General features: G+C 40.0%; 20 protein-coding genes. 18 read left to right on the top strand and 2 right to left on the bottom strand.

Annotation, left to right across the window (positions count from 1 at the left end; genetic code table 11):
• The first annotated feature begins 25 nt into the window (after positions 1–25).
• The 18 genes from GSQ84_RS17075 to GSQ84_RS16990 all read left to right on the top strand — a co-directional run bounded on the left by GSQ84_RS17075 (position 26) and on the right by GSQ84_RS16990 (position 20,460).
• Entirely contained in the window at positions 26–844 is an 819-nt protein-coding gene (locus GSQ84_RS17075; protein ID WP_158798477.1) for a polysaccharide biosynthesis/export family protein, read from the top strand.
• Between the two features lie 30 nt (positions 845–874).
• The gene (locus GSQ84_RS17070; protein ID WP_158798476.1) at positions 875–3,196 is read left to right on the top strand and encodes a tyrosine-protein kinase; all 2,322 of its coding nucleotides are present in this window, start codon (positions 875–877) and stop codon (positions 3,194–3,196) included.
• Positions 3,197–3,198: 2 nt separating this feature from the next.
• Entirely contained in the window at positions 3,199–4,509 is a 1,311-nt protein-coding gene (locus tag GSQ84_RS17065) for a polysaccharide biosynthesis protein (protein WP_158798475.1), read from the top strand.
• A 6-nt stretch (positions 4,510–4,515) separates the two neighbouring features.
• Positions 4,516–5,496, top strand: a complete 981-nt coding sequence (locus GSQ84_RS17060; protein ID WP_158798474.1) for a glycosyltransferase family 2 protein — start codon at positions 4,516–4,518, stop codon at positions 5,494–5,496.
• Between the two features lie 10 nt (positions 5,497–5,506).
• Positions 5,507–6,487: a hypothetical protein gene (locus GSQ84_RS17055; RefSeq protein WP_158798473.1), complete on the top strand. Its 981-nt coding sequence runs from the start codon at positions 5,507–5,509 to the stop codon at positions 6,485–6,487.
• Positions 6,484–7,056: an acyltransferase gene (locus GSQ84_RS17050; RefSeq protein ID WP_158798472.1), complete on the top strand. Its 573-nt coding sequence runs from the start codon at positions 6,484–6,486 to the stop codon at positions 7,054–7,056. Before GSQ84_RS17055 ends, GSQ84_RS17050 begins: the two co-directional genes overlap by 4 nt.
• A 16-nt stretch (positions 7,057–7,072) precedes the next feature.
• Complete coding sequence (locus GSQ84_RS17045) at positions 7,073–8,203, top strand: hypothetical protein (RefSeq protein WP_158798471.1); 1,131 nt, start codon at positions 7,073–7,075, stop codon at positions 8,201–8,203.
• Position 8,204: 1 nt separating this feature from the next.
• Positions 8,205–8,798, top strand: a complete 594-nt coding sequence (locus GSQ84_RS17040; protein WP_158798470.1) for an acyltransferase — start codon at positions 8,205–8,207, stop codon at positions 8,796–8,798.
• 13 nt (positions 8,799–8,811) lie between these two features.
• On the top strand, positions 8,812–10,062 hold the full coding sequence (locus GSQ84_RS17035; protein WP_158798469.1) for a glycosyltransferase family 4 protein: 1,251 nt from the start codon (positions 8,812–8,814) through the stop codon (positions 10,060–10,062).
• Complete coding sequence (locus GSQ84_RS17030; RefSeq protein ID WP_216848952.1) at positions 10,052–11,440, top strand: hypothetical protein; 1,389 nt, start codon at positions 10,052–10,054, stop codon at positions 11,438–11,440. Before GSQ84_RS17035 ends, GSQ84_RS17030 begins: the two co-directional genes overlap by 11 nt.
• Positions 11,441–11,460: 20 nt before the next feature.
• Positions 11,461–12,624: a glycosyltransferase family 1 protein gene (locus GSQ84_RS17025; RefSeq protein ID WP_158798468.1), complete on the top strand. Its 1,164-nt coding sequence runs from the start codon at positions 11,461–11,463 to the stop codon at positions 12,622–12,624.
• 3 nt (positions 12,625–12,627) lie between these two features.
• Entirely contained in the window at positions 12,628–13,761 is a 1,134-nt protein-coding gene (locus tag GSQ84_RS17020; RefSeq protein WP_158798467.1) for an XrtY-associated glycosyltransferase XYAG1, read from the top strand.
• 41 nt (positions 13,762–13,802) lie between these two features.
• Positions 13,803–14,588, top strand: coding sequence for a glycosyltransferase family 2 protein (locus GSQ84_RS17015; RefSeq protein ID WP_158798466.1), 786 nt, complete (start codon positions 13,803–13,805; stop codon positions 14,586–14,588).
• Between the two features lie 4 nt (positions 14,589–14,592).
• Entirely contained in the window at positions 14,593–15,162 is a 570-nt protein-coding gene (locus GSQ84_RS17010; protein WP_158798465.1) for a WcaF family extracellular polysaccharide biosynthesis acetyltransferase, read from the top strand.
• Entirely contained in the window at positions 15,153–16,391 is a 1,239-nt protein-coding gene (locus GSQ84_RS17005) for a WcaI family glycosyltransferase (protein WP_158798464.1), read from the top strand. Before GSQ84_RS17010 ends, GSQ84_RS17005 begins: the two co-directional genes overlap by 10 nt.
• A 25-nt stretch (positions 16,392–16,416) precedes the next feature.
• Positions 16,417–17,868, top strand: a complete 1,452-nt coding sequence (locus GSQ84_RS17000; protein ID WP_158798463.1) for a capsule assembly Wzi family protein — start codon at positions 16,417–16,419, stop codon at positions 17,866–17,868.
• Between the two features lie 247 nt (positions 17,869–18,115).
• Positions 18,116–19,513 carry an undecaprenyl-phosphate glucose phosphotransferase gene (locus GSQ84_RS16995; RefSeq protein WP_254070893.1) on the top strand — a complete coding sequence of 466 codons (1,398 nt, stop codon included), beginning with the start codon at positions 18,116–18,118 and terminating at the stop codon, positions 19,511–19,513.
• A 38-nt stretch (positions 19,514–19,551) separates the two neighbouring features.
• Positions 19,552–20,460: a sugar phosphate nucleotidyltransferase gene (locus tag GSQ84_RS16990; RefSeq protein ID WP_254070892.1), complete on the top strand. Its 909-nt coding sequence runs from the start codon at positions 19,552–19,554 to the stop codon at positions 20,458–20,460.
• A gap of 50 nt (positions 20,461–20,510) precedes the next feature.
• Here GSQ84_RS16990 and GSQ84_RS16985 read toward each other — a convergent pair whose 3' ends face one another.
• Together GSQ84_RS16985 and GSQ84_RS16980 are read right to left on the bottom strand one after the other, a co-directional pair.
• Positions 20,511–20,828 carry a hypothetical protein gene (locus tag GSQ84_RS16985; RefSeq protein ID WP_158798462.1) on the bottom strand — a complete coding sequence of 106 codons (318 nt, stop codon included), beginning with the start codon at positions 20,826–20,828 and terminating at the stop codon, positions 20,511–20,513.
• Between the two features lie 208 nt (positions 20,829–21,036).
• On the bottom strand, positions 21,037–21,621 hold the full coding sequence (locus tag GSQ84_RS16980) for a class I SAM-dependent methyltransferase (RefSeq protein WP_158798461.1): 585 nt from the start codon (positions 21,619–21,621) through the stop codon (positions 21,037–21,039).
• Between the last annotated feature and the right edge of the window lie 195 nt (positions 21,622–21,816).

Here is a 21,816-nt window from a genome sequence, read left to right as displayed (position 1 = left end):
ATCATTAAATTTCAAAGTACAGTCTATGAATAATATATACCAAAAAGTTAAGCCATTCCTGATCCTTTTGTGTTTTGGCGTTTTAATGTTGTCCTCGTGCGCAAGCAAAAAAAAGATTGTTTACTTCGCTAACCTGGATTCAACCCAGGTAAAACAAATTCCTATGGCTGTGTACGTGCCGCCTGTCATCGTTACTGATGATATTTTGAACATCACAATACAGACATTAGATGTTGATGCTACTTCAGCACTGAACCAGACTTCTTCAGGGCCAGGTGCTGCAGCGTCTGCTGGCGCCGGAAATGCAAGTGGTGCCGCTGCCGGCGCATCCTCCTCTGCCATCAGTGGTTTTTTGGTGGACCACGATGGAAATGTGGAAATTCCATTATTGGGTGTAGTGAAAGTTGCAGGACTAAACACCACCGAAGCAAAAAACCTTATTAAATCAAAAGCTGCTAAATTTTATAAAGACCCCACTGTACAAGTAAGATTTGGGGCCTATAAAATAACTATCATGGGAGAGGTTGCTAAGCCTGCTTCTTATCTTTTGCCTAATGAAAAAGTGACCGTTCTTGACGCCATATCCCTTGCCGGCGATGTTACTGTTTATGGTAAGTTGAACAATATCTTACTTTTAAGGGATGACGGTGATAAAAAAGATGTGATAAGACTTGACCTTACCTCTTCTACACTGATTTCATCTCCCTACTATTATCTAAAACAAAATGATGTTATTTATGTGGAACCAATTAGAGTAAAGGGCGCTGTAACCAATGCTGCACGTAATCAACTCATTACTATTGGTGTTGCTGTTGCAACTCTTCTTGTTACTATACTTCGCTAATTAGACCAGTGTTTACCTATATTTAATCATATGCCTCCTCAAGAAGATATTTTTGTTGAAAAGAATAAGATCAATTTCAAAGTCCTGAGTTCAACAATGCTGAACAATTGGTACTGGTTCGTCATCTCGTTGATCATCTGCGTTTTCATGTCTTATTTATACCTGCGTTATACGGCTCCTATTTACAAGTCAACGAGTAGAATTTTGATTGCCAGCGATCAAAGCAACACCACGGCAGGAATGGACGCACTGACTCAGGCTTTGGGAGGTAAGGGCTCAGCTAATACTGTTGAAGCTGAAGCTGAGATATTAAAAACGAAGCATTTGATGGAGAAAGTGGCTAGAGATTTAAAGTCTTATATCAGTTATTCCCATAAAGGACAATTAATTTCGGTTAACCTTTATAAATCCTCACCATTCGTACTCAAAATATTTGGGTCTCCTGACAGCATTAAACCTTATACCGTTCAGGTCAAAATGGACGGGGCTAAAGTTAATGTATTTAACGAGGTCATCAATAAACATGTAAGTCTGTATCAGCCATTTATTTTACCAAATCTTGGCAAAGTTGAAATTGAGCCTGGAATTGGTGTTGCTGATAAAAATGCAACTTACATCGTTCAGGTCTCTACTATTGGTCAGTCTGTCGGCGCTTTGATGAAAAATATAGAAGTCAATATTCCTGTGAAGCTGGTAGATATTATCGCTCTGACTTACACCAATCCTTTGCCAAAATTTGGGGAAGATGTTTTGAGTAAATTAATCGACGAGTATATAAAAAGTAATATTGACGACAAAAATAAAATCGCAGACAGTACCATTGCTTTTATAGACAACCGTCTGATTTATGTAAGTCAGGAACTTGGTCATATTGAAGGAGATGTACAAAATTTTAAACAAGAGAATAAAATAGCCGATATAGCTGCTCAATCAACCCTGTTGATCACTTCAACCGGTGATTACAACACACAACATGATCAGGCAGACATCAAATTGAGTGTACTGAATTCTATAGAGAAATTTTTGTTGGATGCCGGTCCAAATCAGAGAATAGTTCCCAGTGGCGCCTTACTAGAAGATCCTTCTTTTGCTGCACTGGTAGACAGGTACAATACGATCGTTTTAGCAAAAGAAAAAGCAAGTCTGAGCCAAACAGAGGACAATCCATATATGCAAGGCCTCAATGGACAAATTGCAGGCGCCAAACAAGATATGTTATCCAGTTTAAGAAGCCTTAAAAAATCTTTAACAATTACAAAATCTAAGATAGATGCACGTTCTGGCGCCTTATCAGGACAAGTGCACAAAGTACCTGCAGTGGAGAGGAAATACCTTGATTTAACCCGGCAACAGGAGATCAAGCAGACTTTATATGTTTTTCTCTTACAAAAAAGAGAAGAAACAGCAATTTCAAAGACATCAAATATTTCTAGCTGTAAGATTATTGAACCGCCTTTATCCGAAGGTCCAATAAGCCCCATCAGGACAAATGTAATGGCTTATGGTGTGATATTTGGGTTGTTTTTACCTTTTGCAATTATTTTCCTGAGGAGTTCAATGGATTCCAGAATCAGCTCTAAGGAACAGGTTGCCGGTCTTACACAAGTGGCAATTATTGGAGAACTTGGGAAAGGCACAATGGAAGATGGTTCAATAGTTGTTTCTCAGGGATCCAGAACGCCGATTTCTGAACAGTTCAGATCATTGAGGACCAACCTTGCTTTCTTTTTAAGCGGAAATGAGAAAACCATATTAATGACATCCAGTATGTCTGGAGAAGGAAAGTCATTTATTGCGCTGAACCTGGCCACTGCAATTGCTATTTCCGGTAAAAAGGTAGTGGTGATGGAGATGGACCTTCGGAAACCAAATCTTTCAAATAAATTAAAGATCACTAATGATGTAGGGTTTACCAATTATATTGTCTCTCCTGAGATTAAAATTGCTGACATTATTAAACCATCAGGTACGAATAGCAATTTATTTTTGATTAGTTCAGGTAATATACCACCCAATCCTACAGAAATTATCCTGAATTCACGCACTGATACGTTAATGGATAGCCTGGTGCATGAATTTGACTATATTATCATAGATGCACCACCAATAGGGATGGTTACAGATGCGCAGCTGTTGAGTAAATATGCAGACCTTACTTTGTATGTGGTAAGGCAAGGCTTTACCATCAAAGACCAATTGGATATTCCTCAGGAAATTTACCGTAATAAGAAAATGAAAAATATAGCTATTCTGATGAATGACGTCAAGAATGATAGTGCTTACGGTTATGGTTACGGCTACGGTATAGACCTTGAGAAAAAAGGATTTTTTGCCAGGATTTTTAATAAATAGTCATGAGGGCCTTCATTAACAAATTGAGTACCGATCCTAAATATGCCAGAGCTTATCAATGGGGTAAACTGATATCGGTAACAGGTTCAGCACAAATGCTCGTGCAGGGACTTGGATTGATCAGCGGGATAATTATTATCAGACTGGTTTCTACTCCTGAATATGCTTTATATACACTAGCGAATACAATGCTTGGAACGATCACTGCTTTAGCTGATGGTGGAATTACGAATGGCGTATTATCCAGTGGAGCTAAAGTGTGGCGGGATAAAGATGAATTGGGCAGTGTTGTGGCTACCGGCATAGCGCTGAGGCAAAAGTTCGCGGTGGGCAGTCTGGCGATTTCCCTGCCAATATTGTTCTATTTATTGATAAAACATCAGGCAGGATGGCTTACAGCCTTAACAATTGCAGTAGCTTTGATACCAGCCTTTTATGCACAGTTGACAGATAGTTTACTGGAGGTGCCTGTTAAACTTAATCAGGATATAGTTGCGCTGCAAAAAAATCAGATATGGGCAAATATATTGCGGTTTGTGATGATTGCCGGCGGACTGTTTTTTCTACCTTTTACTGCCATTGCTGTATTGGCAAATGGTATCCCACGAATTTGGGCTAACATAAAACTGCGCATCATTACCGGAAAATTTGCCAACCTAAATGCCGCGCCAAATCCTGCCGTAAAAAAAGATATTTTGTTTATGGTCAAGCGGACCTTGCCAGGTACAATATATTATTGCATCTCAGGTCAGATTACGATATGGCTAATTTCTGTATATGGGAGCACATCTTCCATTGCTCAGATAGGTGCACTGGGACGGCTGACCACGTTGCTTACCATTTTGACTACACTCTTTGCTACATTGATCATTCCCCGGTTTGCACGCTTGCCAGAGGAAAGAAAACCTTTGTTAACGCGTTTCTTACAGGTATTTTTTATTCTGGCTGTATTGAGTGCGGTCATCTCTGGGATGGTTTATTTATTTCCACATCAGGTCTTGTTTATTTTAGGGAAAGGATATTCTAATTTAAACAAGGAAGTGGTATTAAGTACTTTATCCGGATGTATATCTATGGTAGTTGGTATTATTTACTCTCTTCTTGTTTCAAGGGGATGGATTATTTCTCCGTTGATCAGTATTACACTGAGTATATTGGTTCAGGTTTTATTGATCACCTTCTTCGACTTGTCAAATACAACGAATGTATTAATATATTCCATTATCAATGCGACGTTCGGCTTGTGTATGTACTTTGTATATTTTGCCTATAGAATTATAAAACTGAAGCCTAATGCTTTACCACAAATCTAAATGACTATGGACAATCCAACTTATTCCATTATTATACCAGTTTACAAACGAATTTTTGGGTTTCGTGAGGCTCTTTTGTCTGCACTTAACGTAGTTGGGTGTGGAGAGGTGGTTGTGGTTGATGACAATTCACCGCATGACGAATTTCAGGAAATATGTAACACCTTTCAGGATACCAGGATAAAATATTTTAAAAACTCTTCAAATATCGGGCTCTTTGGAAATTGGAACCATGGAATCTCCTTATCAACAAGTGAATTTGTATCGATATTGTGTAGTGATGATCTTATCGAGCCAGATGCTTATACTTTGTTTCTTGCTGCTTTTCGGGAAAACCCGGAAGTGGATGTTTTCTTTGGTTCGTTTTCTATTTTTACCACAGACAAAGAGAGTGCTAAGACACTGAGGGATTTTCCGTCAGGTAAAATGGATCCTGTTTTTCTGATAAAAGATGCAATAGAAAATGGTCCGGGCTTCTCTGTGCTTTCTATTATTAAAAAATCCAAAGTACAAGAAATGCCTTTCGTGGAAAAACCCCATAGCGGCAATGACTGGCTGTGGATTTATAGTAATGCCTCAGCATTGAATCTTCATTCGGTGAATAAACCTATTAATTTTTGGAGGCGGCACCCTGATCAGGATGCTCAGTCTTCACAAGCTATCACAACAGATTGTTGGCCACTACTGTATATTGATATCGAAAAGCAGCTCAAGCTATTAAATGATCCACAATCTGCAAAAGCCAGGAGAAGGGCAAAAGGAGTGGTGCTATCGTGGTTACTTAACGATTATCAAAAGAGAGAGAATTATTATCCAAGATTGTCCGGAAATACAGCAGTATCTAATTACTTTCTTCAAACTGCATTGGATATTATCCAAAGTGATTGGTTGCTTTCCGGATTATTAAAAGCAAAAGAAGGATCTTCCCTTTATTATCATATCGGAAGGCTAATTCGTAAGAGCGCATATTACCCAAGTATATATTAAAAAATTATTGATGGAGATTGTTAAAAATTCAGCTGTTTGTACACTGTTCGAAGGAAATTATCATTTTGGTGTCGCTTCTCTTGCAAATTCTCTGTTTAAACAGGGTTTCCGAGGCTCCATATATGCTGGTTACCGTGGGAAATTGCCTGTATGGGCCTCAGCAGCGAATTCAGATGTAGCTTTGGATTGGAAAGATGCTGTAACCTTGAAAATCAGTAATGACTTTAACATACATTTTCTCCCATTGGATACAGATTATCACCTCACCAATTATAAGCCTGATTTTATGCTTAAATTATGGGATGGTTTAGCTGCGAGAGCAGATGCCATATATTATTTTGATCCGGATATTGTGATTACTGCCCCGTGGTTCTTTTTTGAAAGATGGGTCGAAAGTGGAGTTGCTTTATGTGAGGATATTAATTCGCCCCTGACAAAGAATCACCCTACGAGGATTGCCTGGAGAAAATATTTTGCTACACTTGATATCACCTTGAAGTTCAAAGACCAAATTTATGTAAATGGGGGGTTTACAGGAGTTGGCCGTAATGATCGCAGCTTTTTGGAGATGTGGAAACGTGTTCAGGAAGGCATGGCACTCACAATCGGAGGACTTAGTAAATCTGCATTTACTACTGGATCACAGTTAGCGGAAGATGCCCAGGGTCCTTTTGCCCCATTCGGTAAAACAGATCAGGATGCTTTAAACGCAACTGTAGAAGCCTGGGATGGTGAAACGAGTTTAATTACACAGGAAGGAATGGGCTTTAGGGCGGGATTAACGATTATGCCTCATGCCCTGGGACAACCCAAACCATGGAACTGGAAAATAATCCGACAATCTATAGGCGGAAAATCACCGCGTTTGGTTGATCGTGAATATTGGAAAAGTGCTGAAGGACCAATAAAGGCCTACTCTGGGGGATATATCAAAAGAAAAAAAATGGCAATGGCATTTGCCATTATATTGAACAGGTTTTATAAAAAATGAAATACATTATTCAACAAGCACTTTTTGTCATTAGATTCCGCTATGGTGCAAAATTCTGCAGCCTGTTCCGTAAAATATGGTTCAGTTTTCTTGGAATGAAGGTTGGGAAAGGAACTGTATTGCCCAAATTATATGTAACCTGGCCCCATCAGGTGAGGATTGGCAGTCAATGTGTTTTGGAGAAAATGATCAGTTTTAAGTTTGACGGCATCAGAAAACCGGGCCCCTGTATCAGAATTGAAGATCACGTATTTATTGGCGCTGGCTGTGAGTTTAATATACGTCTTGGCATAGATGTAGGCGCCGATAGTTTAATTGCTGCGGGCTGCCGGTTTATTGACCACGACCATGGGATTGAGCAGGGAACGCTGATGAGAAACCAGCATGGGCCTGAAAAGGCAATCAGGATAGGCAGTAATGTGTGGCTGGGCTGCAATGTAGTGATTTTGAAAGGTGTGGACATTGGCGACGGTGCTGTAGTTGCTGCAGGTGCTGTGGTGACTAAATCTATTTTGCCCAATGAGATTTGGGGCGGTGTTCCGGCAAAAAAAATTGGAGAGAGAAAATAATTAGTATGATTGATTAATGATGAGGATAACTTTCTTATGCGGTTCCTTAGAACTGGGACGTGATGGTGTTGGTGATTATGTTAGGCGTTTAAGTCTTGACCTGCTTCGCCATGGCCATCTTGTTTCTTTAATTTCAATCAATGACCGTCATATTTCTGCGGTAATAACGGAAGGAGGCCAGCCAGATGATGGTTTGCTTCCTATATTGAGAATACCGGCAGGCTTAGATAAAGCTGAGGGAACACAATTGATCAAAGAACGTATTGATCAGTTTAACCCGGATTGGTTAAGTCTGCAATATGTGCCTTTTTCCTTTGACCCGAAGGGCCTGATCTTTGGCCTGGCTAAAAAGCTTAAGGGAATTGGTAAAGGAAGAAAGTGGCATATCATGTTCCACGAACTGTGGATTGGCATGACGGTGGAAAGTAATACAAAGGAACTGATTTGGGGCGGTTTACAACGTTATCTTGCCGGAAACTTGATAAAGGCATTACAGCCGGCAGTGGTTCATACACATACAGACCTTTATAAAAAACAATTAGAAAAACTTGGCGCTAAAGTAACTTTACTGCCTTTGTTTTCAAATATTTTGGTTTCTCATCCCGGGGTTATCAAAGAAAAAATTAACAGGGATATTGTTATTGATAAAAAAATGGACCTGGTGATTTTTGGCGGTATCCATATAGGTACGCCTATCCATGAATTTGCACAGGAAGTGGCTGATTATGCGAGCCGTCAACAAATTGAAATTAACCTGGTCATTATTGGCAGAGCCGGTAAAGAGCAGGAAAATTGGGTGAGGGAATGGGAAGCTGCGGGATTAAATGTAACACAGTTAGGGGAGCATCCGGCAGAGAAAGTATCCGAATTACTCGAAAAGGCGGTGTTTGGAGTTTTTACTACCCCGATTGCCCTGGTAGAAAAAAGTGGCTCTGTATCAGCTATGCGTGATCACGGGATTCATTTATTGTGCGTTTCCCGGCCATGGACACCAAAGATTAAACTGGCAGAGAACCCTTATCATATCATGGAATATAAAAAAGGGAACCTGGAAAGCTTTTTTAGTACCAAGCCAGATTTTTCGTATGTGCCAACGCTTTCAGCACTATCAGAACAGTTTATTGATAACTTATTGATAATTAATTGATATGGCAGGTTTAGGATTTTTATGGAAAAACAGGGCTAAATTTCCGGTCACTTCGAAACAGTTTTATAAGGCCTGGGCTAAAAGGATAATGTTGTTGTCTTCTTTATCGAAGCGGAACAGGAAGCGTTCAGGGCTGGTAAGAAAAGGCGCGAAGATACATGAGCGTGCAGAGATTGGCGAGGTGAAAGTAGACGGGCATAAAAGTAACCTGACTATTGGCAGCCAGTCTTTTTTAGGCAGGGTAAATATCGCCCTGCATGATGAAGTTATTATTGGGGATAAGGTTTGCATTAACGATGGGGTAGAGATTATTACTGCTTCACATGATGTTTCTGATCCGGAGTGGAAACACGTAAAAGGGAAAGTCATTATAGAAGATTACGCCTGGATTGGAACCGGATCAATGATCCTTCCGGGAGTTACGATTGGGAGAGGTGCCGTAGTTGGTGCCAGAGCTGTAGTGAGTAAGTCGGTTGCACCGGGAGCTATTGTTGTAGGTGTACCTGCTGTTCCGATTGCTAAAAAAAGGGTTGAAGAACTGAATTATGATCCATGTGAATTCCTGGCGGCAAACAGGGCATGGTTAATTGGATAGATAATAGAAAATTATGAAAATTGTTGTAACGCATCCTACGGGGAACCGAAACGTCAGAGCAGTGATCTCGTCATTTGAAGCGGCGGGAGTACTGGCTAAATTTTGTACCACCCTGGCTATGGATCCGGATAGCTTTCTGGTGAGCATCTTGCCGCAAAAATTGCGTAAAGAATTTATCAGAAGGTCTTATCCTGTTAATTTCGCCAATATTCATACCCGGCCTTTGCTGGAATTATCACGCAATATTTTGCCTAAAATAGGATTTAAAGGTGCAATTGCACATGAAACTGGTTTTGCCAGTGTTGATAAAGTATATGGTGACCTGGATAAGGCTACAGCCGCATACCTGTCGGTTTTACTTCATCAGCAGGATGTAGATGCCGTTTACGCTTATGAAGACGGGGCGTTAGAAACATTTACCCGAGCTAAAGCATTGGGGTTAAAATGTATATATGATCTGCCAATTGCTTATTGGGAAACACTGAGAGGTTTAATGTTTGAAGAGGCTGAACGTTTACCTGCCTGGGTGACTACGCTGGGTGGGGCTATTAACGATTCTAAAGAGAAATTGGAACGTAAAACACGAGAGCTGGAGCTGGCCGATGTGGTTGTAGGACCCGGGAAATTTGTTTTGGATTCCCTACCTGCCTGGGCTGAAGGAAAACAGCTGATTATGTCGCCCTTTGGATCGCCGGAAGCCAGGTCCATGACCGAAGTACCGGAAGATCTGGATACCAGCCGCCCTTTGAGGGTGCTCTTTGCTGGTTCCCTGGGACAGAGGAAGGGCTTAGGAGATCTTTTTGCAGCCGTTAAGATGTTAGATCCTAAAAAAATTGAATTGGTAGTAATGGGCTCTTTAATTGCCCCTCTTGAATTTTATAAAAGTGAGCTTTCGAATTTTACTTATGAAAGAGGCCGTCCGAATGCGCAAGTATTGGAACTGATGAGAAGCTGTGATGTTTTTTGTCTGCCTTCAATTGTGGAAGGCCGTGCGCTGGTAATGCAGGAGGCCATGAGCCAGGGTTTGCCCTTGCTGATCACGCCAAATACTGGTGGTGAGGATTTAATCATCGATGGAGAAACAGGCTTTCTTGTGCCCATCCGTTCACCGGAAGCTATCGCAGAAAAATTAAACTGGTATGTCAATAACCGTGAAACAACGAAGATTATGGGGCAAAAAGCAAAGATTCATTCGGCAAAATATACGTGGAAAGGCTATGGAGATCAAATTGTAGCAGAGTTAAGCGGGTTAAATGCAGAATAATAAAGCAATATATAAAAGAAAGGTAAAAACAGATCCGGACCTCTGGTTGAAGAGAGGGGTATGGATATATTTTTTCCTGATTATTTTTGAAGGAGCCCTCAGAAAGTGGGTGTTGCCAGCCGCTGCGACTCCTTTGCTGATTGTGCGAGACCCGGTTGCGATCTGGTTGATCTATAAAATTTGGAACCGGGGTGATTTGCCTTCTTCTCCCTACTTAAAAGTAATGGTCTGGCTAACTATTATTTCTGTTTTTACAGCTTTGATATTTGGCCATGGTAATCTGTTAGTAGCCTTGTTTGGGGCAAGAGTGTTCCTGATCCATTTTCCGTTGATTTGGGTGATAGGTCGGATATTTGACCGTGATGATGTTCTTGATATGGGCCGGGCCTTATTGTGGATGGCCTTGCCTATGGCTGTATTAATAGCCTTGCAGTTTTACAGCCCTCAAACTTCTTTTGTAAATCGGGGAATTGGTGGCGACCTTGCTGGTGGAGGCTTTAGCGGTGCCAATGGATTTTTCCGGCCGCCTGGAACGTTCTCTTTTACAAATGGTACACACCTTTTCTTTGCATTAACGGGTAGTTTTCTGTTCTATTTTTGGTTAAATCCGAAAGGAACTAATAAATTACTGATGTACGCTGCAACTATTGCGTTGATTGCTGCTATACCACTATCCATCAGCAGAAGTCTGACCTTTTTTTTGGGCGTGATCCTGATCTTTATGATGGTTTCTGTAGTTCGCAAGCCCGCAAATTTAATGCGGATGATTTTTGCGATAGTTGGGTTTGCGCTTGTACTACTCATATTGAGTAAGGTTAGCTTTTTTCAGACTGCAACGGATGCGTTCTTTCAGCGCTTTACAAATGCCGCCGATAGTGAAGGCGGTTTAAATGGAACACTGGGTGACCGTTATATTGGCCTGATGGTTAAGGCAGTATCTAATTCTGCCGAGCAACCTTTTTTTGGTTATGGTTTAGGAATGGGCACCAATGTGGGCAGTATGCTGCTTACAGGGAGCAGAACTTTCCTGATTTCTGAAGAGGAATGGGGTCGGGTAATTGGTGAAATGGGCACTCTAATTGGCTTGTCTGTAATTTTTATCAGAGTGGCTTTGAGCGTAAAAATGTTTATTGCCAGTTATTTCCGGATGGTGAAGGGGGACATGTTACCCTGGATGTTGGTTAGTTATGGTTTGTTATTAATTCCTCAGGGACAATGGGCGCAACCAACTAACCTGGGCTTTAGCATTCTGATCGGCGGGCTCATTTTTGCATCTATGAATGGAAAAACAAGAGATATAGCTGAAGGAGCGGAGGATAAAACGAAGTTAACCGATACGCAGCCTTTAGCAGTTAAACAATATTTGAAACCGGCATAAGCCATAAACACATTCTATCAATGAAAATTGTCTTTTTTGCTCATCCTTTGTTTCTTGGCTCACAGAGCATGCCCCGTTTTGTCAATATGCTGGCGGAAGGTATGCAGGGTCGTGGGCATGAGGTGGAGGTCTGGCGGCCAGAACCATTGTTTAGAAATGTACCGGTAAATGGCTTAAAAAAATGGCTGGGATATATCGACCAATACCTGGTATTCCCACAGCAGGCAAAACGAAAGATAAAACAACATACCGCTGACGTTATCTATGTGTTGACGGATCACGCTCTTGGGCCATATGTGCCGTTGGTCGCAAACCGTCCGCATGTGATTCATTGTCATGATTTTTTAGCACAGGCTTCGGCTAAGGGTGTTTACCCGCAGAATATAACATCGGCCACTGGTATTAAATATCAGTCCTATATACATCAGGGTTACAATCAGGGCAGGAATTTTATTTCGGTTTCTGAAAAAACAAAAGCGGACCTGGCCATCTACCTTGATCATCCTGCTAAAAGATCTGAGGTGGTTTATAATGGATTAAACCCTGCTTATGTTGCTTTGCCTGTAACTTCTTCGCGGCTTGCACTGGGCAAAGCTTTTAATTTAGACCTGATACAGGGTTACATTCTCCATGTTGGAGGTAACCAGTGGTATAAAAACAGGACTGGCGTAATTGCCATTTATGATCAATGGCGAAAGAAATATGGAAAGCAACTGCCCTTAGTGCTTATCGGGCAGAAGGCTTCCGCATCATTATTAAAAAAATGGGAGGCTTCACTTTATAAAAATGATATTCACTTCTTTTCTGGTGTGGATGACGAGTCTGTACGGCTGGCTTATGCGGGAGCATCAGTTTTTCTATTTCCATCTATAGCTGAAGGATTTGGCTGGCCTATCGCTGAAGCAATGGCTTCTGGTACTGTAGTAGTGACAACCAATGAAGCTCCGATGCTGGAAGTGGCAGGTGAGGCTGCTTTTTTGATTGCTGCCAAACCGGTTAAAGAAGAACTGGAAGAAGACTGGGCAGCACAGTCTGCAGCGGTGCTGGAAGATGCCCTGACACTGAATGAAGCGCAACGGAATGAATGGCTGAAGAAAGGTTTTCAACAGATAAAGAAATTTAAGTTAACAGATGCGCTTGACCGGATAGAAAAGATCTATAAGAAAGTACTAAATGATAATTAAGCAATGAAGATATTACACATCGTTCCTTCTTATAAACCGGCATATATTTATGGTGGGCCAATTGAGTCTGTCTCTAAGTTATGTGAGGGACTGGCACTAGCTGGCCATCAGGTAGATGTTTTTACCACTACGGCCAATGGAGAAACAGAACTGGATGTAGAAGCGGGCATTCCGCAAATGGTGGATGGTGTGACTGTCACTTACTTTAAAAGAATTACAAAAGACCCTACACACATTTCTCCCGACCTGTGGAAGCACTTATATGCGAATGTTAAAAACTATGATATTGTAAATATTCAATCCTGGTGGAATATCCTGGTGATTATTGCGGCCTGTATCTGCCATCTGAAAAAAGTTAAAGTAGTGGTTACGCCAAGAGGGATGCTGAGCGAATATATTTTTGAATCAGGAAGCAGTAAAGCAAAAAAGCTCATTCATGCAACTATTGGAAGGTCTGCTTTGGCTAAGAGCTGGTTCCACGCTACCGCAGAAGCTGAATATGAGGAATGCAGGAAGATCATTAAGGATTGGAAAGGATTTGTGCAGCCGAATATTATCACTTTACCTGATATTCCTTTGGTAAAGCAGGCAAATAATGTTTTTACGCTGATTTTCATGTCACGCGTGCATCCGAAAAAGGGTATCGAAATTTTATTGCACGCCCTGAGCAGGCTTCCTTTTGAAGCGGCCTTAAAGATTGCAGGTTCTGGTGAAGACAGTTATATGGAAGAATTAAAACAGCTGGCAGCAAACCTGAAAATTACTGAAAAGATAGAATGGATGGGATGGGTAGACCGTGACCATAAGTTCAAAGCTTTAATGGATGCAGATCTATTTGCACTGGTTTCTCACAATGAAAACTTTGCCAATGTAGTGATAGAATCCCTGCATATGGGAACGCCGGTACTTGTTTCTGAAGAGGTTGCCCTTTCTGCATTTGTGCAACGTAAAGATGTAGGCTGGGTTTCATCGCTGGATGTAGTGGATGTAGTAGAAAAACTGACTATTGCGAAAAATGACCGGGAGAAGCTGGAGCGGATCAGAGCAACGGGCAGGGCAGTGATTGAAGAAAATTTTTCGCCCCTTAAGCTGGTGAATAATTATGTGGAAGAATACCAGCGGGTTATTAATAGCTAAGGGTAAGATTGAATAATGATATTAAAAAAATTAAAATAATTATGCTTAATTCTACTGTTTTACAAGCCTTAATTTTAACAAAGAACGAAGAACCAAACCTGAAGAGGGTACTGGATAAATTGACCTGGCTGGAAAAAGTGGTAATTCTGGATAGCCATAGTACAGATGCGACACTAGAAATAGCCGCTGGTTTTCCTAATGTTACACTTGTTCAGCGTCCTTTTGATACGCATGGCAAACAATGGAATTTTGGGCTTTCCCTATTGGATAGTGAATGGGTATTGAGCCTTGATGCTGATTATGTATTGCCGGACGATTTTATTGCGGAGACAAAAAAGTATGTAAAGGGAGGTAATAAAGCAGCCTATGAAACTAATTTTAAGTTTCTGGTTTTTGGAAAACCTTTAATGAAGGACAATACCACCCCGAGACCTGTTTTGTTTAAAAAAGCCTTATGCTCTTATTTTGATGACGGACATACCCAGCGTTTACAGATTGGGGGAGAAACCGGCATGTATAAAGCAGTGATCTTACACGATGACAGAAAGTCGTTAAGCAGATGGCTGAGTAACCAGGATGGTTATGCGATTAAAGAATGCAATAAGCTGATCAGCAGTTCTGGTGAAGGCTTGCCTTTAAGTTCAAAAATCCGCAAGACTAAAGTATTTGCACCTTTTATTGTGTTTTTTTATTCGCTTTTTGTAAAAGGATTGATTTTTAATGGATGGAGAGGATGGCATTATACGCTGCAGCGCACGATGGTGGAAATTATTCTTGCACTGCGGTTAATAGAAGAAGAAAAATTGAAAAAAGATACGGAGGGATAGGTAAATGGAGACAGGATCTTATAGCTCAAAAGTAAATCTGGCCGGTTTTAATGCTGCAATAGGCTTAGATCGTGGTGCTGGTAAATTAAAAGAGATCAGCTGGTATTTTATTAAAATGATTTTCTTTTTATCTGCTATGCCATGGCCTAATTCCTTAAAGTGCAGTTTGCTAAGGCTTTTTGGTGCCAAAGTTGGTTCCGGCGTGATTATCAAACCCAGGGTAAACATTCATTTTCCCTGGAAGCTGGTAACAGGCAATGATGTATGGATAGGCGAAGAGGCCTTTTTGCTGAATTTCGAGCCTTTAATTATTGGGGATAATGTTTGCATCTCTCAAAGAGCTTTTTTATGTGGTGGAAACCATGATTTTCGGGTACCTGAGATGCCCTATAGAAATGGTCCGATTACGTTGATGAACGGTAGCTGGATAGGTGCTTCGGTATTTGTTTCACCAGGGGTAATCATTGGTACAGACAGTGTAATTACTGCCGGCTCTGTAGTAACAGGAAGTGTAGAATCAAATGGAATTTATAAGGGAAATCCTTTAGTTTATATTAAACCAAGATGGAAGTAAAGAAGAGGATATTAGTTTTAGGCATCAACTGCTTTCCGGAGCTTACCGGTATAGGCAAATATACAGGTGAAATGATTACATGGCTGGCAGAAAACGGCCATCAAACAACTATGGTGACTGGATTTCCCTATTATCCGAACTGGAAGGTGCAAAAGCCCTATACTGGAAAGGGATACAAAAAGGAAAAGTTGCATGAAGACAACCTAACCATTTACAGATGCCCATTATATGTTCCAGCAAATCCTTCAGGCCTTAAAAGATTGATCCACGAATCAGTATTTTTTATTTCTGCAGGTTTTGTTGTATTCACTTTGCTGTTCAAGAAGAAACAAGATATTATTTTCGCTATTGCCCCCCCATTTCACCTGGCTATTTTAGCGCTGTTTTACCGTTTTTTCAGGGGCGGGCGGGTAGTTTACCATGTTCAGGATTTGCAAATAGAGGCAGCAAGGGAATTAAATATGCTGAAGCCCTGGATGTTTGAGTGGCTGTTTTCCATAGAGTTTTTTATTTTGAGAAAAATGGATTTCGTGAGCACGATTTCTGAAGGAATGATGGCAAGGCTGGCAAAGAAGATACCTAAAAAGATTATGTTTTTTCCTAACTGGGTAGATACGGAAAGCTTTTATCCGCTTCCTGACAGGAATTTATTAAAATTGAAGTGGGGCTATAAACAAGAGGATCATATTGTACTTTACTCTGGTAGTATAGGTGAAAAACAGGGGCTGGACAGCTTAATAAGAATTGCTGATAATCTCAAAGAAAAAGAGAACATTAAGTTTTTAATCTGTGGTACTGGTCCGTATAAGCAGGAATTGATGCGAATGGCAGAAGAGAAAATGTTAAAAAACATTGCATTTTTACCTTTACAGGGATACGATGTGTTCAACGAGTTTTTGAATATGGCCGATGTACACCTGGTTTTGCAGAAAGCTAATGCAAGCGATTTAGTAATGCCTTCTAAGCTAACTTCTATACTGGCTGTGGGAGGCTTGGCCCTGGTAACAGCAAACCCGGGTACCACGTTATATGATGTGATCAGAGCCCATGAAATGGGAGTGGTAATTGAAGCAGAAGATGAGGAACTTCTGGCTAAGGCAATTGTTTACATTGCAGAGAATGATCATGAAAAATTCCGTGCAAATGCAAGGAAATACGCAGAACAATACTTAGATAAACGTAATATCCTGCCTAAGATGTTGGCTGATATATCCCAAACGAAAAAATAGAAATTTGATTACATAACTACCCGCCATGAAGAAATTTTTAACTATTATACTCTTACTTTCGCTTCAATCCAGGCTCCACGCGCAGTTTTTAGATTCTTTACAAATAAAAGCAGGAACCTCGGCATCAATAGCCAGCAGGGATTATTTGCCACTGTGGTTACAAGCGAATCAATTCGGTACGGTCGCTGACCGAAAATCTGATTTTACCACGCATTTGAGTTTGTACAATTCCAACCGGATAGGTAATGCACCTACTGTTTATGATAATCAAGGTGATGACCATGCTTTATATATCAGCTATGGATTAGATGCCTATAACAACGACCACTTACAAAAGACTTTTTTCGAACAGGCTTTTGTAAAAGCTAAGTATAGGAAACTAACCTTAAGTATGGGTAGGTTTGAGCAGATTATTGGTGAGGTAGACCATGACTTATCTTCAGGGTCTTTAGGAGTAAGTAGTAATGCACGCCCTATACCACAACTCAATTTGTCATTGGATTACACAGATATACCATTTACCAATGGCTGGTTTCAATTTAAATTTATGTTTACACACGGCTGGATGGGAAATGACCAGTTTCTTCAACATGCCTTTTTACATGAAGATAATTTATATGTAAGGTTTGGTAAACATAAACTGAAACTTTATCTGGGCATACAGCACTATGCTGTATGGGGAGGTGAGAGAGCTGGATTCTATGATCTGGATAGATCATTAAAAGGATTTTTCCAGGTAATATCTGGTATTTCTGCTAATGATGGCAGTACAAATGGTGAAAAACTGACTAACAGACCTGGTGACCAGAGAGGTGTAGTAGAAGGCGGTGCTGAATGGGAAAATGATAATGTTAAATTTCAGCTGAATGCACAAATGCCATTTGATACCGGTCAGGGTTTAACCTACAGAAATATTGATCATTTGGTGAGCTTGAATATCTATAATAAACAACCTGATGCAATCTTTAAGAAATTAGTTCTGGAGTTTATTTATACGAAACAGATGAATGATTTTTATGCCCTCCAGTACAGGGAAAGTTATTACAATAACGGTGTATACCGTACAGGATGGGAGTATGATGACCACATCATCGGAACGCCATTATTTATCAACAGGGTAAGAGCGCAGGATTATTTTCCTGATGTAAAACCATTTAACTGGAATGGCCCTACCAGTTTGATACTGCCATTTAGTAATATTGTAAGTAATAGAACGGTTGGCGGTCATGTTGGAACTGTTTTAGCTTTGACCAGAAATTTAACCAGTAAAACTATGCTGACTTATACCCAAAATTATGGAAATTATAATGTGACTTATTTTGACAAGTATAAGGCACAGTTCTATAGTTTAGAGGAACTAAACTACAGCTTTAAGCATTCACCATTATCTGTAAAAGCCAGCTTTGCCTATGATGCAGGAGATCTTTCCCAGAATTTCGGGTCAATGATCGGTATTCAGTGGCAGTTTAGAAAATAAGCGTCTAGTTCATGCTACATTCAGGATATTATATATTCGATAATGTCCTGAATGATGAATAATATATTAATTAGTGGTTGATGATTTAATGAATTATTTGTTCTTTACTTTTAAATATTTCAAAAATTGGCGAGTTTTTTAAAATATTATGTATAATATTTTATGTTAAACTTTATTCCTCCTCACTGGTATAATTCTTGTTACATAATTTAGTATTTTTAAGCGTAAATTCCTAAAAGCTCTATCCATGCCAATACAAACCCGTTACCTTTATTTGTTGAAGTATATTCTGCCAATCACAGATGTATTAATGCTAAATATCGTATACATAAGTGCCTATTATTTTACAGCATATTTGGGGAAGGGGTTAAATGAAGAATTGCAAAGACATTACCTGGTTGTATGTAATCTTTTATGGTTGTTCAATACGGCTGTATTTGGATTATATTCGGAATATAATGCCAGAAAGATAGAGCGTATTTACCGGGGTACGGTGAAGAGCTTATTGTTACATTTTGTTCTTTTCTCCATTTATCTGTTGTTTGCAAAAGACTACGAATTTTCAAGAAGCTTTTTATTATTCTTCTATATTTTCCTTTTCCTGGCTTTTATGGCCAACAGGTTTATAGGAACTTATATCCAGCATGTGCTGATCAATAAATTTAATAGCACCAGAAAAGTTGCTGTATTAGGGAATAATGATACCGGCATAAGGCTTGTTAACTATCTTCAAAAACAAAGGAACGTAGATTTCTATGGTATTGTTGGTGATGATGAATGTATTTACGGAGATGGTAACGGAACTATTTCGCTTTCCGCCTGCGAAAAATTACAGGAAGCTGCTGCCTATGGTGTTAAAGATGTATACGTGTCTGTTGCTCCTTCCAGAATGCATGAAATTGGCCCGCTTATCTTAGAGGCTGATAAACAGCTGTTGCGTTTAAAATTCATTCCCGATCTTGCAGGTGCTTTGGCCGCGCCTTATACCATCAGTTATATGGGAGGAGAGTTTCCAATCATTACGCTTCGAAATGAACCATTGGAGTCTATGCCCAACCGTTTCAAAAAAAGGGCATTTGATGTAATCTTTAGTTCGCTGGTTATCGTATTTGTATTGAGCTGGCTATATCCAATTATTGCCTTGTTAATTAAGATGCAGAGTAAAGGCCCTGTTTTGTTTAAACAGGAAAGAAGCGGGATCAATGATCAGCCATTCTGGTGTTATAAGTTCAGAAGTATGCGGATGAATAATGACAGTGATAAAAAGCAGGCTACCAAAGGCGATTCCAGAATCACTTCTGTTGGCCGTTTTTTACGTAAAAGCAGTCTGGATGAAATGCCACAGTTTTTTAATGTATTTTTAGGAAATATGAGTGTAGTGGGGCCCAGGCCGCATATGTTACGCCACACAGAAGAGTATAAAAAGATCATCAGCCAGTATATGGTAAGACAGTTTATGAAACCTGGTATTACAGGATGGGCCCAGGTACATGGTTTTAGGGGAGAGACCAAAGATGATTCGGCAATGGAAAAAAGGGTGGAACATGATATCTGGTACCTTGAACACTGGAGCAGTATGCTGGATGTGAGAATTATATTTATGACAATTATCAATGTTTTCCATGGCGAGGAAAATGCTTATTAATGAACGCCCTAGCAATTATACTACGTTAATTATAAAATATGTCTGAAATTAAACCTTCTTTAGTAATTCTGGCGGCTGGAATGGCCAGCCGGTATGGTGGAAACAAACAAACTGAATCTTTTGGCCCTTCTGGTGAGACTATCATGGAATATTCTATCTATGATGCCATTAAAGCGGGTTTTGGTAAAGTTATCTTTATCATACGCGAAGAATTTGCTGATTCATTTAAAGCGATCATCGAGCCCAAATTGGCCGGAAAAATCGCTACAGACTACGTTTATCAATCTTTAGAAAGTTTTAGCGGAGGACGTGCAGTTCCGGAAGGCAGAACTAAACCTTTTGGTACCATGCATGCCCTTTTATGCTGTAAAGATGTATTAGATGCCCCATTTGCTGTAATCAACGCTGATGATTTTTATGGATTTGATGCTTTCAAACAGGCGAATGATTTTTTGGTTGACGGCATTGAAAAAGGTAAATTTGCCTGTATAGGTTATGAGCTGAAAAATACATTGAGTGACAATGGTTCTGTAACCAGGGGAGAGATCAATGTAGACGCGGAGAAAAATATTGTAAGCATTACCGAACGTAAAGAGATCTACAAAAAGAATGGTAAAGCTTTTACACCTGATGGAGAAACTGATGTAGAATTGCCTTTAGATACAAAGGTGAGTATGAACTTTTTCTGTTTCACACCTGATTTTGTAAACTGGTCTGAAGAAGAATATTACAAGTTCCGTGATGCTAATGCTACCGAATTAAAAGCAGAGTTCCTGATCCCTGAAGTGGCAGATATCCTGATTAAATCTGGCGAAGGCGTTGTCAAAATGATCCCAACTGAAGCAGTATGGTTTGGCGTTACCTTTAAAGAAGATGCGCCTGTAGTAAAAGCACAATTGCAGCACTTAATAGATAGTAAAGTATATCCTGCAGATTTGTGGGCTTAAGATAAAAAATAAGGAAAATCCGGGCAGCTTTATTGTTGTCCGGATTTTTTTTATCCAATTAAAAGCAATAACAGTATAGATGCTGCAGGTAATAATATTGACCAGTTAAAGTCATAAATAGGTTTGAAACTCTGTGGTGTCAAAGGATAATGAAAAACGATCCATTCCCCGATCTGGCGAAGCAGCTCTTTATCTGTGATTTCGTGGGAATACCATAAAACTTCATTTTCTTTTTTGACGGGCTGTGCCCTTCCCAGAAATTCGTGGTTAAGATAGACCGAAAATTGCGAGTAGTCCTCTTTAGTAGGTTCTACGAGCAACGGGCCAACATAATGCCGGCTCATCACTTCAATCCTTAAGGTGTTCATATGTTTAATATTTGGAGATATAAGGTTAAGCAATAAACGTAATCAAAGCAAGCACGGATCGATGTTTTCGACGAATTTTTTGTTTTTGGGACAAATAATCTTTAGCGTTAATGATTTAACGGTTTAGCAGTCTTTTTATTCGCTTTCATTAATAATTCCGGTAATAATTTTGTTCAATTTTGCTGCGGATAACACCAGATAGGTTAGATTATTGTTTGGTCCAGAAACTCAGTGCTTCACTCTGGCTGTATTTTACCTTTTTGTAGGTTGCAGGTACATAGTTATCAGGGCAGTGGAACGTGACCAGACGGGTTCCCGCAGTCCTCTCTTCCAGCAATTCGTAAAATTGTGAAAGATATTCTTCGTAGAGCTCTGCTGAAGACTGTATGAGATTATCTATAGGTTTGTAATGAGAGATATTTTCACTGAAGGAATTGTAAAAATAAAAATGATCATATGCGTTCATATCCAGTTCATTAAAATTAGCATGAATAAAATTCGCATTGGTCAAATTTGTTGCATTTTGGGCAATTAATGCCTCGTCTACCAGCGATTTTCTCTGTTCTACACCGTTGAATATGTGTGCCGGAAAAAAATGTGCTGCAACCAGACAGAATTTTCCTACCCCGCTGCCGATGTCCATGATTTGATTTCCGGCTCCGCCGGTTAAATGCGCAGCAGCTTTTTTAGCGGTCTCAATAGGAGTCCAGTGAACGGATGACAGCTGTTGCGCCCTTAAAGAGTACAAACCATCAAATGCTGCATCATTTAAAAATCTTTCACGAAGTTCCATAGGTTTGTTCTTCTGAGTACGGGAATACAAAATTAGTAAATGGTTGGGCCTGAATCTAAAAAAATGGAGTAACTTTTGCTAAGTTATATTAAAATCTTCAAACCCTTATGGCTGGAAACGAACCTTCCGTGGTTATTTTGGTTGCCGGAATGGCAAACTGTTGCAATGGTAATACTATTCAAGGTGCTTATCCTG

The organism is Pedobacter sp. L105 (genome assembly GCF_009765875.1).
GTDB lineage: Bacteria > Bacteroidota > Bacteroidia > Sphingobacteriales > Sphingobacteriaceae > Pedobacter.
Note: the sequence above shows the minus strand (reverse complement) of the source record. Positions and strands in the feature narration are given on the sequence as shown.

Coding starts and splice junctions, on each gene's coding strand:
- GSQ84_RS17025 (WP_158798468.1), top strand. CDS start 11,461: ATGAAAATTGTCTTTTTTGCTCATCCTTTGTTTCTTGGCTCACAGAGC.
- GSQ84_RS17050 (WP_158798472.1), top strand. CDS start 6,484: ATGAAATACATTATTCAACAAGCACTTTTTGTCATTAGATTCCGCTAT.
- GSQ84_RS16985 (WP_158798462.1), bottom strand. CDS start 20,828: ATGAACACCTTAAGGATTGAAGTGATGAGCCGGCATTATGTTGGCCCG.
- GSQ84_RS17030 (WP_216848952.1), top strand. CDS start 10,052: ATGCAGAATAATAAAGCAATATATAAAAGAAAGGTAAAAACAGATCCG.
- GSQ84_RS17010 (WP_158798465.1), top strand. CDS start 14,593: ATGGAGACAGGATCTTATAGCTCAAAAGTAAATCTGGCCGGTTTTAAT.
- GSQ84_RS17040 (WP_158798470.1), top strand. CDS start 8,205: ATGGCAGGTTTAGGATTTTTATGGAAAAACAGGGCTAAATTTCCGGTC.
- GSQ84_RS17055 (WP_158798473.1), top strand. CDS start 5,507: ATGGAGATTGTTAAAAATTCAGCTGTTTGTACACTGTTCGAAGGAAAT.
- GSQ84_RS17035 (WP_158798469.1), top strand. CDS start 8,812: ATGAAAATTGTTGTAACGCATCCTACGGGGAACCGAAACGTCAGAGCA.
- GSQ84_RS17015 (WP_158798466.1), top strand. CDS start 13,803: ATGCTTAATTCTACTGTTTTACAAGCCTTAATTTTAACAAAGAACGAA.
- GSQ84_RS16990 (WP_254070892.1), top strand. CDS start 19,552: ATGTCTGAAATTAAACCTTCTTTAGTAATTCTGGCGGCTGGAATGGCC.
- GSQ84_RS17045 (WP_158798471.1), top strand. CDS start 7,073: ATGATGAGGATAACTTTCTTATGCGGTTCCTTAGAACTGGGACGTGAT.
- GSQ84_RS17000 (WP_158798463.1), top strand. CDS start 16,417: ATGAAGAAATTTTTAACTATTATACTCTTACTTTCGCTTCAATCCAGG.
- GSQ84_RS17020 (WP_158798467.1), top strand. CDS start 12,628: ATGAAGATATTACACATCGTTCCTTCTTATAAACCGGCATATATTTAT.
- GSQ84_RS17060 (WP_158798474.1), top strand. CDS start 4,516: ATGGACAATCCAACTTATTCCATTATTATACCAGTTTACAAACGAATT.
- GSQ84_RS17075 (WP_158798477.1), top strand. CDS start 26: ATGAATAATATATACCAAAAAGTTAAGCCATTCCTGATCCTTTTGTGT.
- GSQ84_RS17005 (WP_158798464.1), top strand. CDS start 15,153: ATGGAAGTAAAGAAGAGGATATTAGTTTTAGGCATCAACTGCTTTCCG.
- GSQ84_RS17070 (WP_158798476.1), top strand. CDS start 875: ATGCCTCCTCAAGAAGATATTTTTGTTGAAAAGAATAAGATCAATTTC.
- GSQ84_RS16995 (WP_254070893.1), top strand. CDS start 18,116: ATGCCAATACAAACCCGTTACCTTTATTTGTTGAAGTATATTCTGCCA.
- GSQ84_RS17065 (WP_158798475.1), top strand. CDS start 3,199: ATGAGGGCCTTCATTAACAAATTGAGTACCGATCCTAAATATGCCAGA.
- GSQ84_RS16980 (WP_158798461.1), bottom strand. CDS start 21,621: ATGGAACTTCGTGAAAGATTTTTAAATGATGCAGCATTTGATGGTTTG.